11 protein-coding genes are annotated in these 13987 nt (G+C 63.4%); 7 read left to right on the top strand and 4 right to left on the bottom strand.

Translation table 11 applies throughout. The features are described 5' to 3' along the window. Positions 1 to 146: 146 nt before the first annotated feature. The 7 genes from ACLIKD_RS08780 (at position 147) to ACLIKD_RS08810 (ending at position 9339) form a co-directional block, all read left to right on the top strand. Complete coding sequence (locus ACLIKD_RS08780) at positions 147 to 653, top strand: hypothetical protein (protein ID WP_428828011.1); 507 nt, start codon at positions 147 to 149, stop codon at positions 651 to 653. A 154-nt stretch (positions 654 to 807) separates the two neighbouring features. Continuing rightward, positions 808 to 2373 carry an anti-phage ZorAB system protein ZorA gene (gene zorA, locus ACLIKD_RS08785; RefSeq protein ID WP_428828012.1) on the top strand — a complete coding sequence of 522 codons (1566 nt, stop codon included), beginning with the start codon at positions 808 to 810 and terminating at the stop codon, positions 2371 to 2373. Then, on the top strand, positions 2370 to 3092 hold the full coding sequence (locus tag ACLIKD_RS08790; protein WP_428828013.1) for a flagellar motor protein MotB: 723 nt from the start codon (positions 2370 to 2372) through the stop codon (positions 3090 to 3092). Before zorA ends, ACLIKD_RS08790 begins: the two co-directional genes overlap by 4 nt. Beyond that, complete coding sequence (locus tag ACLIKD_RS08795; RefSeq protein WP_428828014.1) at positions 3089 to 3550, top strand: hypothetical protein; 462 nt, start codon at positions 3089 to 3091, stop codon at positions 3548 to 3550. Before ACLIKD_RS08790 ends, ACLIKD_RS08795 begins: the two co-directional genes overlap by 4 nt. Before the next feature lie 72 nt (positions 3551 to 3622). Then, positions 3623 to 5149, top strand: a complete 1527-nt coding sequence (locus ACLIKD_RS08800) for a bifunctional metallophosphatase/5'-nucleotidase (RefSeq protein WP_428828015.1) — start codon at positions 3623 to 3625, stop codon at positions 5147 to 5149. Then, entirely contained in the window at positions 5146 to 6390 is a 1245-nt protein-coding gene (locus ACLIKD_RS08805) for a NupC/NupG family nucleoside CNT transporter (protein ID WP_428828016.1), read from the top strand. The genes ACLIKD_RS08800 and ACLIKD_RS08805 overlap by 4 nt, the downstream gene beginning before the upstream one ends. 348 nt (positions 6391 to 6738) lie before the next feature. Then, positions 6739 to 9339, top strand: coding sequence for a response regulator (locus tag ACLIKD_RS08810; RefSeq protein ID WP_428828323.1), 2601 nt, complete (start codon positions 6739 to 6741; stop codon positions 9337 to 9339). Between the two features lie 48 nt (positions 9340 to 9387). On the opposite strand, the gene ACLIKD_RS08815 is transcribed toward ACLIKD_RS08810, so the two are convergent. From ACLIKD_RS08815 to ACLIKD_RS08830, 4 genes are all read right to left on the bottom strand, one after another. After that, complete coding sequence (locus ACLIKD_RS08815; protein ID WP_226414653.1) at positions 9388 to 9654, bottom strand: hypothetical protein; 267 nt, start codon at positions 9652 to 9654, stop codon at positions 9388 to 9390. A gap of 65 nt (positions 9655 to 9719) precedes the next feature. Further along, on the bottom strand, positions 9720 to 10580 hold the full coding sequence (locus tag ACLIKD_RS08820; RefSeq protein ID WP_428828017.1) for a DUF3553 domain-containing protein: 861 nt from the start codon (positions 10578 to 10580) through the stop codon (positions 9720 to 9722). A gap of 112 nt (positions 10581 to 10692) precedes the next feature. Next, complete coding sequence (locus ACLIKD_RS08825) at positions 10693 to 11895, bottom strand: MFS transporter (RefSeq protein ID WP_428828018.1); 1203 nt, start codon at positions 11893 to 11895, stop codon at positions 10693 to 10695. After that, positions 11885 to 13939: a molybdopterin-dependent oxidoreductase gene (locus tag ACLIKD_RS08830; RefSeq protein WP_428828019.1), complete on the bottom strand. Its 2055-nt coding sequence runs from the start codon at positions 13937 to 13939 to the stop codon at positions 11885 to 11887. The genes ACLIKD_RS08825 and ACLIKD_RS08830 overlap by 11 nt, the downstream gene beginning before the upstream one ends. Between the last annotated feature and the right edge of the window lie 48 nt (positions 13940 to 13987).

Consider the following 13987-nt stretch of genomic DNA (forward strand, 5'->3'; position numbering starts at 1 on the left):
ACATCCTGGATACGGCAAGGCGCCAAGTCATTGCCATCGCTTTTGGCCGATGAAGCGGCTGCAAAATTTTTATGTCTGTCGTGACAACCAAAACACTCTTGGCGCGTTAGTCAGACATTGCAGTTGATATTTGATAGGAAGTCGAAGTGCGCAGGTTAATTGTCGCAGTAGTGATTGCACTGTCTTCATGGGGTATTTTTGCCTCGGAGCCAGCCACCGTCGAGAGTCTCGCCGCAGACCTTGCAGCCCAGGAGATGGCGGTTACCGTGACGCCGATCCCGATGCCGCCCCCAGTGGTCGAGATGCTCAAGGATGTGAATACGGCCCCGGTTTTGAAGGCGGCAAAAAAGCTCAAGGTGGCCAAGAAAAAGAGCCTGCCGACGCTGTTGCTGTCGCGCACGGAACGCCACCAGATGGTGTTGTTGGCGTCCAGGCCGAACAATTCGTCACTGATCGACTTTTTCAATGACGAGGATGCCGCACCCGGCGTCGCCGATCTCGATCTTCATCGCTCCTTCAGCCGCCCCAAGCTGATCGAGGTGGCCGACCAGGATCAGGAGGACGAGAACCCGGGCATCTCCGATGCCGTCAAGCTCCGCTTGTTCCTGGCTCGCATGAAGGCGGTTCAGGCGCACGAGAAGAAATTCTCGTGAGCGGCGCCCCTCGGGCCTGATTTCCGAGGGGCAAATTTCCGGTGCGCACGGTACCGGATTATCAAGTTTAGATAGACCGTTTCAATTTGCAGCCGGCCACGACTGCTACAATCCGTCGCCCTGAAACCTTACGCAAGGCCGGAAAATGGCGAGTTTGCTGCAATTTTGGCATGTCTGGAGCGGCTGGATCGTCGCTGCGGTGCTGCTTGCCATCACGCTGGGTTTTCTGCTGCGTTTCGTATTCCCCGCCCTGATACTGGGACGGGAACTGGCAAGGGCCATCAACGGCCTGGCCGCGCAATCGCTGCCGGCCGATCCCGAGCGGATTGGCCGGGAAGTCATGGACTCGCCCCGGCTGCGCCACCTGTGGCGGGAATACACGCAAACCCTGCACGCCATCGCCGACCCGGCCAACCCCAAGGCGGTAGCCGCCTGGCGGGCGACGGCGATGGCCGAGGACTTTCTCACCGAGCGGGCGCTGGTCGATACGCCGCTCAAGACCGATTTCTACAAGCACCTGCCTGGCATTCTGACCGGCATCGGCATTATCGGTACCTTTACCGGCCTGATTGCCGGCCTTGACCATTTCGAGGTGTCGAGCAATGCCGAACTGGTACGCACCAGCCTGCGTTCGCTGATTCAGGGCGTCGGCCAGGCCTTCGAGGTGTCGGCGGCGGCGATCACCCTGGCCATGCTGGTCACCTGGATCGAGAAATCGATCGTCACGCGCCGCTACCGACAGGTCGAAACCCTGGTTCAACGCATCGACAGCCTGTTCGACGCAGGCGTCGGCGAGGAATATCTGGCCCGTCTGGTGCGCGCATCGGAAGCTTCGGCCGTGCAGGCCGGACGGCTGCAGCAGGCCATCGTCGGCGAACTGCGCCAGGGCATGGCGGCGATGCTCGCCCAGCAGCAACAGGCGACCTTGCAGCATCAGGAGGCGCTGGCCAGCAAAGTGGCCGATGCGGTCGCGAAAACCGTGGCCAGCGCGCTACATGAACCGCTGGCGCGCATGACGACGGCGGTCGAGCGCTTGGGGGCCGGCCAGGGCCAGGCCGTCGGTGGCGCCCTGGAAAAAGCCCTGAACCAGTTCAGCGGCCGCCTCGACGACACCTTCGGGCAGCGCCAGGATGGCTTGGAGAGCCTGCTGCAGCGGACGGCGAATGCCCTCGAAGCGACCGTCGGCGAACTCGGCAAAGTAGCCGGGCGCCTTGAGCTGGCTGGGCGCGGTGCGGTCGAATCAGCCGCCGGGCGGCTGGACAATGCCGGCCGGGGCGTTGGCGAGGCTGCCGAATTCTTCGCGCTGAGCAGCGGCGACATGGCAGCCTCGGCAGCGGCGATGTCGCAGGCGGCGAACAGCGTCGGCCAATCGCTCAGCGATCAGCGCCAGCTCACCGCCTCGATCGCCCAGATGGTGAGCGATTTGCGGGCGACCATCGAACACGCCCGGCGCGAAGCGGCGCTGACCGGCGAACTGGTCGGCCGGATGGAGGGCGCGGCGGCCACCCTGGGCCGGGCCGGACATGACGCCGACACCTATCTGCAAGGGATTTCCGACGTACTGTCCCAGGCGCATGCCGCCTTTGCCGAGAATGTCGAGCGCACGCTGGCCCGTGGCAACGGCCAGTTCCAGCAGCATGTGACCGGGGCCGTCGAAGCGCTCAAAGGCGCCATCGAGGAACTGGCTGACGCGCTGGCCCAGGAACCGGTGCGCCGGTGAGCCTGATCCGACCGCGGGCCGCCAGCCGGCGCGGCAATCGGGAAGACGGCGAAAAGCCGTTCTGGATCTCGTTTTCCGACCTGATGACGGCGCTGATGGTGCTCTTCCTGGTGGCGCTGACCGTCGCCCTGCTCGCCATCACCCACGAAATCTCCGAAACGGAGCACCGAAAAACCGAGCAGGAACAGGAAATTTCCGCTTTTCTCGCCCGCCTCCAGGCGCAGATTCAGAATTTTCCCGGCGTCAAACTGCGCGGCAGCGTCATCGACTTTGGCGACCGGGCGCGTTTTGAAACCAATAGCCACCGGCTGAGCGATAGCCAGGCCGCCTTGCTGCGCAGCTTCGTGCCAGCCGTTCTCGAACTCGCCCGCGACCCGCTCGGCGAAAAATGGCTGAAGCGGGTGGTGGTCGAGGGCTTTGCCGATGCTCGCGGCGGCTATCTGCACAATCTCGATCTCAGCCTGCGGCGCTCCGAGCGCGTGCTGTGTGCCCTGCTACTCCCGGCCAGCGGCCCGGAGGCGCTCGCCGAAGCCGATCGACACATGGTGCGCGAGCTTTTTCTGGTCAGTGGCGCCTCGTTCAACGCCCTGAAAAACAGCCCGGAGGAAAGCCGCCGCATCGAACTGCGCCTGGAATTCCGCGAACCGGATGAAGCCGCCGTTCAACGGACCGACACTTCGGTCGATGCGGACCTGCGTTGCCCGCTGGATCGCCCGTGAACGACCTCGAAATATTGCGCGAGCAATTGCGCCGCCGCTTCGTCGCCGTCCGCTCGTCCACCTCGCTGGCCCAGACCGAACCTGCCCTGCTCGCCCGCCTGAGTGCGGCCCGCCAGGGCCTGGCCGCGCCGCGCGGCCGCTTTTCCGATGCCCGCATCGCCCAGGGCGTCATGGCTTTTCGCATTGCCGGCGCGAACACCACCTACCCCGAGCTGAAGTACGCCTGTTACGGCGTGGCAAGGCCGATGGACTGGGAAGGCCGTATCCTGCTTGCCGAACCGCGCCAGCTGGAGCTGCTGCTGGCGACGGTGCGCACCCAGCACGGCCGGCCGCGCGCTGCGTGCTGCCGGGGTCTGCTGGCCGCCGTGGCCGGTGCGATCGATCAAACCGCCTCGCCGCAGCAAGCTGGCCTGATCCGATTACGCAACTTTCTGCAGGAAATGGGCGAGACGCAATGATGGCAATCCCTCCACCGCCGGGCCGAGGCGCGGCATTACCGGTCTGATCGCATGAGACTCCCGCTTCCCTCCATGACCAGCCGTTCATTGACCCATCTGCTCGGCAGCCTGTTCCTTACCGCACTGCTGCTCGCCTCGGCAACGGGTTTCGCCCAGCCGACCGGGATGATCCAGGTCGGACTGATCCACGTAAACGACATCTACCAGATCGCGCCGATTGATCCGCAGGCGCCGCGCGGCGGTCTGGCGCGCCTGGCCTCGCTGGTCAAAGCCATCCGCCAGCAAGACCCTGCCACCCTCTTCGTCTTTGGCGGCGACACCCTTTCCCCGAGCGTCGAGTCCGGCCTGTTCAAGGGCCGGCAAATGATGGCCGCGTGGAATGCGCTGGGCGTCGATGTCGCGGTGCCCGGCAACCACGAATTCGATTTCGGCGAATCGGTGTTGCGCGACCGGCTCGCCGAATCGCGTTTTCCGTGGCTCGCCGCCAATCTGCTCGCCGAGCCGCCGCTGCCGGCCATCAAGCCCTCCGAATTGCGGGTGATCAACGGCGTCCGCGTCGGCCTGCTCGGCTTGCTGACGCCCGATACCGCGACGCTATCGAAGCCGGGGCCGAATATCCGTTTCGCGGAATTGCTGGCAGCGGCGGCACGGGAAGTGGCCGCTTTGCGCAGCCAGGGGGCTGAAGTCATCGTCGGTCTGACCCATTGCACGCTGGCGGAAGATCGCCAGCTGGCGGCGAGCGGCTTGTTCGACCTGATCCTCGGCGGCCATGACCATCACCTGGTTACCGAGCAGGTCGGCCGCACGCCGATCTTCAAGGCCGGTTCGGATGCGCGCGACGCCATCCACATCCGCTTGCGTTTTGCGTCGGACCGCACCGGGCATCACCTGGCCAGCATGGCCTGGGACATCCTGCCGCTCGATGGACGGCAGGTCGAAGATCCGGCGGTGCTGAGTCTGGCCACCGAATTCGAGCAACAGGTCAGCCAGCTGCTCGGCGAGCCGATTGCCGAGACTGCGGTCGCTCTCGACGCCCGCGGCGAAACCATGCGGCGGAGCGAGAGCAATATCGGCAACTTTGCCGCCGATGCGGTGCGCGAAGCCATGCACAGCGATATTGCGCTGCTCAATGGCGGCGGCTTCCGCAGCGACCGACTGCTCAGCCCCGGCCCGCTGACCCGGCGCGATATCCTGGCCCTGCTGCCCTTCGAGAATCCGCTCGTCCTGCTATCGATCACCGGCGCGCAACTGCGCGAAGTACTCGAACACGAACTCGACCGGCGCGTCGCCAAGGGTCAGAGCGGCGCCTTGCCGCATATTGGCGGCATGCGCCTGAGTTATGCGCCGAAACAGCCCAAGGGCCAGCGCATCATCGAATTGCAGATCGCCGGCGAGCCGGTTCAGGCCGATAAAAGTTACACCCTGGCCACCTCCAGCTACCTGGCCGAGGGCGGCGACGGCTATCTGCTGCTCAAGCAACTGCCGGTGCTGCGCCCGGCCGAAGGCTCGCCGAGCGACACCGAAGTCCTGATCCAGGCTATGCAACGCGTCCGGCATCTGGCGCCAAGCCTGGATGGCCGACTGAAGGTCGCGCCGTGAATCCGTTGTTCCAGTCCTTGCTCGGCTACGCCGCGTTCATCGCCATCGCCTGGCTGCTTTCCGAAAAGCGAAAGGCCGTGCCTTGGCGCACGGTGGCCGGCGGCATCGTTCTGCAGATCGTCCTCGCCGTCACCATCCTCAAGCTGCCCGGCGCCAAAGCCGGCTTCGCGGCGCTCAACGACGGCCTGCTAGCGCTCGAGCGGGCGACGCGTGCCGGTACCTCGATGGTTTTCGGCTACCTCGGCGGCGCCCCGCTGCCCTATAGCGAATCGGCCGCCGGCCTGAGCTTCGTGCTCGCCTTCCAGGCGCTGCCCATCGTTCTGGTGATGAGCGCCCTGTCGGCCCTGCTCTTCCACTGGCGGATCCTGCCGCGCCTGGTGCGCGCCATGTCCTGGCTGCTCGAAAGAAGCCTCGGCGTCGGCGGTGCCGTCGGGGTGTCGACGGCGGCCAACATCTTTGTCGGCATGGTCGAGGCGCCGCTGCTGGTCAAACCCTATCTGACCCGCGTCTCGCGCGGCGAATTGTTCATCATCCTGTCGGCCGGCATGGCCGGCGTCGCCGGCACGGTGATGGGGCTCTATGCCGGAATCGTCGGCCCGCGCGTCCCGGATGCCCTCGGTCATATCCTGGCGGCATCGTTCATCAGCGCTCCCGCCGCCATCGTCTTTGCCGTGCTGATGGTGCCGCCCGAAGGCCCGCCGACCGGCCGCGACGTGGACCTGCCCCGGCTCGATGGCAGCACGATGGATGCCGTCACCCGCGGCACCTCGGAAGGCCTGCAACTGCTGCTCAACGTCGTCGCCATGCTGGTCGTACTGGTCGCTCTGGTGGCGTTGGCCAACGAAGTTCTGGCCCTGTTGCCGGACGACGGAAGCCCGTGGTCGCTACAACGCTTGTTCGGTTACCTGATGGCCCCGCTCGCCTGGCTGGCCGGAGTCGAATGGCAAGAGGCAGCGACCGCCGGCGCCCTGCTCGGCACCAAGACCATCCTCAACGAACTGATCGCCTATCTCGAACTGACGGCGCTGCCGCCTGAAGCGCTCTCGGCGCGCAGCCGCGTGATCATGACTTACGCACTATGCGGCTTCGCCAACCTGGGCAGCCTCGGCATCATGATTGGCGGCCTGACCACGATGGTGCCCGAGCGGCGCCGGGAAATCCTCGATCTCGGCCCGCGCACGCTGATCGCCGGCACGCTCGCCACGCTGTCCTGCGGCTGCATCGTCGGCATGCTCTATTAACACCAGACGGCGCCCGCGGCCCGAAACGCCGAGTACTTAGGGCCGGCGCAACAGCGACCCGCCTCACGGGAAAAATTCGCAAAATCCGTTCATCATAAATATCCGATTGCTCAGGCGCGCGGCCTCCTTCACAATGGGAACGCTGCGGCACTCCGAATCCTCCCGAAAACAGGGTGGTCAATTGCAATGGAGACAGACATGGCTAGCTCGAATATCGCGCATCAGTCGCTGACTAGCCGAATCGCACTGGCCGTCCTGACAATTTTCATCATCGGCTTGTGGACGCTGTCGTTTTACCTCGGCAAAACACTTCGTACCGAACTCAAGGCCTTGCTGAGCGAGCAGCAAATGGGCGTGGCCTCGTCGATAGCCCGTGACGTCAATGAGGAATTGACGGTCCGCCTGGAGGCGCTGGACAAAGTGGCCAGCACGGTCACCCCGGCGATGATGGACGACCCACACCAGTTGCAGAAATTGCTGGATCAGCGCCTGATATTCCCGACACTGTTCAACGCCGGCAGTTATATCGTTGGCCGGGACGGCATCATCATCGCTGACTATCCACGCTCGGCGGGCCGCCTAGGCCTCGATTTGCACGACAAACCAACCGTCGGTCGCGCACTTCGGGAAGGAAAAGGCGGCGTCAGCCAGCCGCTGATCGGACCAATACTGAAAAAGCCTGTATTCAGTCTGATCACCCCCATTTTTGATAGCCAAGGCAAGGTCATCGGCGCAATCGGTGGCATTGTCAATCTGGGCCTTCCAACCTTTCTCGACCAGGTCAGCGAAGCCATTTACGGCAAGACCGGCGAGGTTTTGCTGGTCTCTCCCCAATCTCGCACGATTGTCACGAGCTCCAAAAAAGAACGTATTTTCGAGAGGCTTCCCGCCCGCGGCGTCAGTCCGGCAATTGACCGTTACATCGCCGGCGACGAGGGGTATTCGGTCTTGATGAACCCGCTCGGGGTCGAAGTCCTGGTTGCCGTTAAAAGAGTGCCCATCGCCGGTTGGTACGTCGCCGTTACCTTGCCGACAGTCGAAGCCTTTGCCCCGGTAGCCACCATGCAGCGACACATGCTCGGCGGTACGCTGCTCCTCACTTTGTTCGCAACATGCCTGACCTGGTGGGCGATGCGACGGCAACTGACGCCCTTGGTCAGTACCGCGCAAAAACTCAACGCGATGGCCGCCTCGGCCGAGGCCCCGCAACACTTGCCCGTCGTCCGGAACGACGAAGTCGGGACGCTCATTGCCGGCTTCAATCGCCTCGTCGATGCGCTGGCCGAACGGGAACAACTGGTCGTGGAAGCCAAGACAACCCTCGAAGCGGCGCTGTCCAGCATGAACGAAGCGGTATTGATCGTCGATACGGAGGGGCGCCATATCCACTTCAACGATGCTTTTGTCAGCTTTTTCCGCTTTAACCAGCGGGAGGAATGTTTCGCATCGCTGGCTGATGCCTACCGGAACATCGAGATATTCTTGCCGACCGGCGAGCCGGTGCCCCAGGAGGAATGGGGCACGGCCAGAGCACTGCACGGCGAAAGTGCAATAAACGTCGAGCGTACATTGCGCCGACGGGACACCGGTGAAATATGGATCGGCAGTTTCAATTTTGCACCGATTCGCGACCCGAATAACAGCATCATTGGCGCCGTCATCACCGCACGGGACATTACCGAGGCCAAGGCGGCCGAGCAGGCAATCAAGGAACTTAACACCACCCTGGAAGCAAGAATTGGGGAACGCACGGCCGATCTCGAGATTTCAAACCGCTCGCTGGTCATTGCCAAGCAGCAGGCCGAAGCGGCAAATCGCGCCAAGAGCGCCTTTATCGCCAACATGAGCCACGAAATCAGAACGCCGCTGAACGCGATCAATGGCATGGCGCAATTGATACGTCGGTCAGGAGTAGCGCCGCAGCAGTTGGCAAGACTGGAAAAGATCGATATTGCGAGCCAACACCTTCTCGAACTGATCAACGACATCCTCGACATTTCCAAGATCGAAGCCGGCAAGTTCGCCATCGAGGCAATCAACGTCAACGTTCAGAGCATCACCGCCAATGTCCGCTCCATTCTTGCCGAACGGGCCCAAGCCAAAAATATCAAGTTGGTGATCGACAATGCCCCCCTGCCCGGCCCGCTGCTCGGCGACCCGGCGCGACTCCAGCAAGGATTGTTGAACTACGCAACCAATGCGATCAAGTTCACCGCAGCCGGCACCGTCACGCTACGTACCAGAATGCTGGCCAATGACGGCGACAGTGTGTTGCTGCGCTTTGAAGTCGAGGATACCGGCATCGGTATTCCGGCCGAGACCATCCCCCGGCTCTTTCAAGCTTTTGAGCAAGCCGACAACTCGACGACGAGACAATATGGCGGCACCGGCCTGGGCCTGGCCATTACCCGAAAGCTGGCCAAATTCATGGGGGGTGAAGCGGGAGTCGAGAGCACCGTCGGGGTTGGCAGCACCTTCTGGTTCTCCGCAAGACTAAACGTCGGGTTGGCGAAAGCCGAAGTTAAACCGCTGGCGGTGGCCGACCCGGAAAGCGTGCTGCGGAATGAGTACGCCGGATTCAGCGTACTCATCGTCGATGACGAGCCGATCAACCGGGAAGTCGCTCAAGAGCTTTTGGAAGACACCGGCTTGCTTATCGATACCGCCGAAAATGGCGCGGAAGCCATCGCCAAGGCCTGGGAAACGAACTACGCACTGATCCTGATGGACATGCAAATGCCCGAGATCGATGGACTTGAAGCAACCCGGCAATTACGGGCATCCCCGGCCTATCGGCGCACCCCGATTATTGCCATGACGGCCAATGCCTATGCCGAGGACCGGGAACGTTGTTTTGCGGCCGGCATGAATGATTTTCTGAGCAAGCCATTCGACCCTGACCGGCTTTATGCGATTCTGGTCAAATGGCTTAGTCAGAACAACGCCTGACCGCGGCCGTCGGCAGTTCACTGCCCCAACCGGCCAGTGCCTCCGGCATCAGCTCGATTTCATCGCCTTTTCATCTTGCAGTGCGGCCTTCAGATCGTCGATCAGACGATCAATGGATTTGTGCGCATCGTAAAACTCATAGTCGCCCTTGCTGATCTCACGCACCACGTTGGGTTCATCGCCATGCAACGGAACTTGCACATGGACGCCCTTGGTAATGACGATCATCCCGTCTTCCTTTTTCGACGGTTCGCTCAGTGCGACAGGGGTGAAACCGAGTTTGTTGAGTTTTTCAGCTAATGCTTGCGCGTTCATATCTTTCCTTTGCGAATAATGGGCCCGCGCGCAGGTGTCCGGCACCGGCGCGAGGCGGTTCTGAATTATTTTTGGCCGGTTGACCAGATAAACGACTGCACATCGATCATGTCTTTGGGCATCAGGCCTTCCTCAACGAGACTCGTGCGCAGGTAGTTGTAGAGTCGCAGCACGGCCGTGTAGGTTCGCCAGTTCGGCTCGACCTTGTAGTTGATTCGCCAGCAAAAAGCCTTGGTCACATTCTGAATGACGGTTGGCTTGATGAAAACCTTTTCCTGCGGGAAGCGGATGAATCCAAAGAGTGTGGCATAGGGCCAGCGACTGATCCCGAGCAGATCAAGTGCACGAACAAAGCCCTTGAAGCGATCTTCGTCCGAATCCGCTCCGTAAAGCAGGTTGGCCAAGGCCTCCGAGAAGGTCTTCTGGCTCAGGGGCGTCTCCAGGGCGCTGTAGAAAGCCGTCTTTTCGCTCTTGGTCAGCAGATTGGTCACCGATTCGATATGCCGGGCCCGGTCGCAGACATCCTGATAGCGACGCTCCGCGATGAGCCCGGAAATCTCCGTTTCACCGAGTAACTGAATGCAGAGCTGATGCGCCCGCACGCTGGCATCCCGCTCGTCCTTGAGGAAACGCGGTGCTGAAAAGCCGTCCGGGTGGATCGCCAGGAAGCGGGCGATGGCCATGTCGGTCGTGACATAGTCCGTGCTGCCGATTTGTGACGTTTCGATCAGATTGTCCAGGAGGCGATGTTTTGCCGCGGCCCCCTCGGCTGTCTCGAGCTGGACAAACGACCTTGAAAGACGCTTGGCGCCTGTGCCGACAAAGAAAACGTCAATATTGTCGGGGGTTACATTGAGCACTTTCCCGAGCCCCCAGCCCTTCTGGTTGGGGTGAAATACACGATCGCCTTGGGTGAGGTTGCTCATCTTGCTCTCCGCCGTTTCCGGAAAAAAAGCGGCCAATTTTAACACGCGCTCGGAAATACGGACCTTGCCGGGCAGGCGAATCAGCCCATGGCTTTGAAATTGACGAGACCGCTCATCGCTGCGGAGGCTGCGACCCATCCCGAATGACAAACAAGGCGGCCAACCCGAGCAGCGACAGCGAAAAAGATGCCGCGATGCCCCAGAATGCGCCGCCCGACTCCAGCAGCAAAGCAAACAGGAAAGGCGCCGCGGCTTGCGTCATGCGCTGGGCCACGGCCAGCTTGCCCTGCAGCAGCCCGTAACTAAGCGGCCCGAAGAGGAACAAGGGCAGCGTACCCCGGGCAATGGTGATCATTCCGTTGCCGGCGCCATGCAACAAGGCAAAGGCCGCCGCGCCTGCCGGGCCGCCGATCAACAGCAAGCCAATGCCGCCCAGCGGGTGCAGCACCGTGGCAAGGCGCGCCGTCGCCAGTGGATTGGTGCGGAACTTATGGGCGGCGACGAACTCGGCCAGCCGGGCCGCCACCTGCGCCGGGCCGACCAGCGCGGCGGCGCCGATCGCCACGGCAACCGGCAGGCCGCTGACCAGCAACAGACCGGGCAGATGCGCCGCCATCGCCGAAGTGACGAATGCCGTCGCGGCGCCGAAGACGACCAGCGCCAGGAAGTTTCGCCGCCGGCCGTCCGATGGGCCATGCCGTTTGCCATCTGACGGCTCGCCGCCGACCGCGCCCGTCACCTGCCCGGCAAGATGCCGGGCGGCAGGAACAAACCGGAAATACAGCGGCAGGGCCAGCAACAAATTGGTCGCTGCCCAAAAAAAGCAGGCGCTTCGCCAGTCCCCCTGGGCAACCAGCCAGGCCGTCAGCGGCCAGCCGATGGTGCTGGCAAAGCCGCCGAGCAGCGTGATGCCGGTGATCGGCGCCCGCGCCGCAACGCCGTGTTCCCTGACCAGCGCGGCAAAAGCCGCGTCATAAAGACCAAGGGCCATGCCGATGCCGATCAAGGCCCAGGCAGCGAACAACCCAACAACGCCGCCGGCCATGCCCAGCCCCACCAGGCCAGCCGCCAGGATCAGGCTGGAAAGACACAACACCCGCTGCCCGCCGTGGCGGTCGATGTAACGCCCGACCAGTGGCCCGAGCACGGCCATCAACAGCAGCGAACAGGAAAAGGCGGCGAAGACCAACGAAGAATTGATCTCGAGTTCGGCGGCCAGCGGCTTGGCGAGCACCGCCGCCAGATAGGTGGACGAAGCCCAGGCAACCGTCTGCGCGACACCGAGGGCGAGAACCTGCGGCCAGCTAGCCGACACGTTCCAGCCACACCGCGGTGTCGTGGTAAGCCACGCCGGCCGCCGGCCAGCCCGGCTCGGCGCTGACCAGGGCATTGATGCCGACCCCGTCGATGAACGCCGCGTTCGGCCACTGGCTTTCGACCACCACGGTGTCCGGCTGCAGGCCGGCCGCCGGCCTGGCGTGCAACGCGACCTGCCCTTGCGCGTTGCCGAGACGCACCACATCGCCTTCGCCGATGCCCAGCCGGGCACAGACGTCGCGATGGATCAGCACGGTTGGCCGCCCTTCGCCGTGGCGCGAGCTCGCTGTCTCGGTAAAGGTGGTGTTCAGGAAATGGCGGGCCGGCGCGGCGACCAGCCGGAAAGGCTTGTCCGGTGTCGGCACATCAATGACCGGCTGGTGATCGGGAAAAGCCGGCATGGCGGCATGGCCTTCGCCGCGCTGCGTCCAGTCCGGCGCGAAGCGGAAGCGCCCGTCCGGATGCCCGAAACCATCGAGAAAATGAGCTTTTTCAAAAGGCAGGGCGGAATCGAGCCAGCCGGCGGCGAGCAGATCGTCGGCCCCCGGCTTGCCGGAGGCTTGCAGCACCGCATCGACCAATTGCCACTCGCTCAGACCGAAGGCCGGATGTTCGATGCCCAGGCGGCCGGCCAGTTGGCCGATGAAGTCATGGTTCGAGCGGCATTCGCCGAGCGCCGGCACAAGCGCCCGGGAAGCCTGCAGAAAAGTGTGGCCGGAAGCCTGGTAGAGGTCGTCGTGTTCGAGAAAAGTGGTCGCTGGCAGAACCAGATCGGCGAGTTGCGCCGTATCGGTCATGAACTGCTCGTGGACGCAGACGAAGACGTCGTCGCGCAGCAAGCCCTGGCGCACGCTCAGGCTGTCGGGGGCGACAACGGCCGGGTTGGTGCTCTGGATGAGCAAGGCGGTGACCGGCGGGCCATCGCCGATGTCGCGCCGATCGCCGGCCAGCACGGCGCCGAGCCGGCCCATGTCGAGCTGGCGAGCGAGCGGTGGATTGGCATCCAGACCGTAGAGGAAGCGCGTGTTCAGACCATAAAGCCCGCCGTTGCTGTACAGCGCCCCGCCGCCGCGATGCTGCCAGGCGCCGGTCAGGGCCGGCAGGCAACTGACCGCATGCATCGCGGCCGAACCGTTGCGCTGGCGGGTAAAGCCATAGCCGAGGCGCAGATAACTGCGTCCGGTGGAACCATACAGCCGGGCAAAACGGCTAATGTCATCGACCGACAGGCCGGTTATCCCGGCCGCCCAGGCCGGCGTGCGGCTGGCCAGATGCGCTTCGAGCGCCGGCGAGAAATCGGTCAGGCGCGCCAGATAGCTGCGGTCGACCAGGTTTTCCGCCAACAGGACATGCATGACGGCGCAGGCCAGCGCGCCGTCGGTGCCGGGTTTCAGCGCCAGGTGGAGATCGGCCTTGGCGGCCGTCGCCGTCCGGTAGGGATCGACGACGACCAGCGGAACCTGCCGTCCGCGCCGGGCTTTCTGCACCCAATGCATGAAATTGACCTGGGTATGCACTGGATTGCCGCCCCAGATGACGATCAGCTCCGAATCGAGCATCTCGCGCGGATCGACTCCGCGCTTGGCCCCCGCCCCAGCCAGCCAACCGGCATCGGCCAAGGCAACGCAAAAGGTTTCCCGTTGCCGCGACCAGCCGGCCAGATGGCCCAGCCGGCGAATCGCGCCGCGCTGGACGAAACCCATCGTGCCGGCGTAGTGGTAGGGCCAGACGGTTTCCGGACCGTGGCGGCGGCAGGCCTGTTGCAGCCGCTCGGCCAGCAGATCGAGCGCGTCGTCCCAGCCGATCGGCGCAAACTGCCCGCTGCCTTTTGCCCCGACCCGCCGCAGGGGCTGGGTCAGCCGCTGCGGATGGTTTGTCCGCTCGGCATAACGAGCCACCTTGGCGCAAATCACGCCCTCGGTGTAAGGCTGCCCGGCGCCCCGCAAGCGGCCGACCCGGCCATCCGCCGTGATTTCCACATCCAGCGCACAGACGCTGGGGCAATCGTGAGGACAAACGCTGGGTCGAAATTGCGAAGACATGGGGCGGCCGGAAAATTTGATGAAACGGATTGTCGCTCTTGCTCCGGC

It is taken from the genome of Azonexus sp. IMCC34842, from assembly GCF_050368855.1.
Lineage (GTDB): Bacteria > Pseudomonadota > Gammaproteobacteria > Burkholderiales > Rhodocyclaceae > Azonexus > Azonexus denitrificans_A.

Coding starts and splice junctions, on each gene's coding strand:
- ACLIKD_RS08800 (WP_428828015.1), top strand. CDS start 3,623: ATGACCAGCCGTTCATTGACCCATCTGCTCGGCAGCCTGTTCCTTACC.
- ACLIKD_RS08810 (WP_428828323.1), top strand. CDS start 6,739: ATGGGCGTGGCCTCGTCGATAGCCCGTGACGTCAATGAGGAATTGACG.
- ACLIKD_RS08815 (WP_226414653.1), bottom strand. CDS start 9,654: ATGAACGCGCAAGCATTAGCTGAAAAACTCAACAAACTCGGTTTCACC.
- ACLIKD_RS08820 (WP_428828017.1), bottom strand. CDS start 10,580: ATGAGCAACCTCACCCAAGGCGATCGTGTATTTCACCCCAACCAGAAG.
- ACLIKD_RS08830 (WP_428828019.1), bottom strand. CDS start 13,939: ATGTCTTCGCAATTTCGACCCAGCGTTTGTCCTCACGATTGCCCCAGC.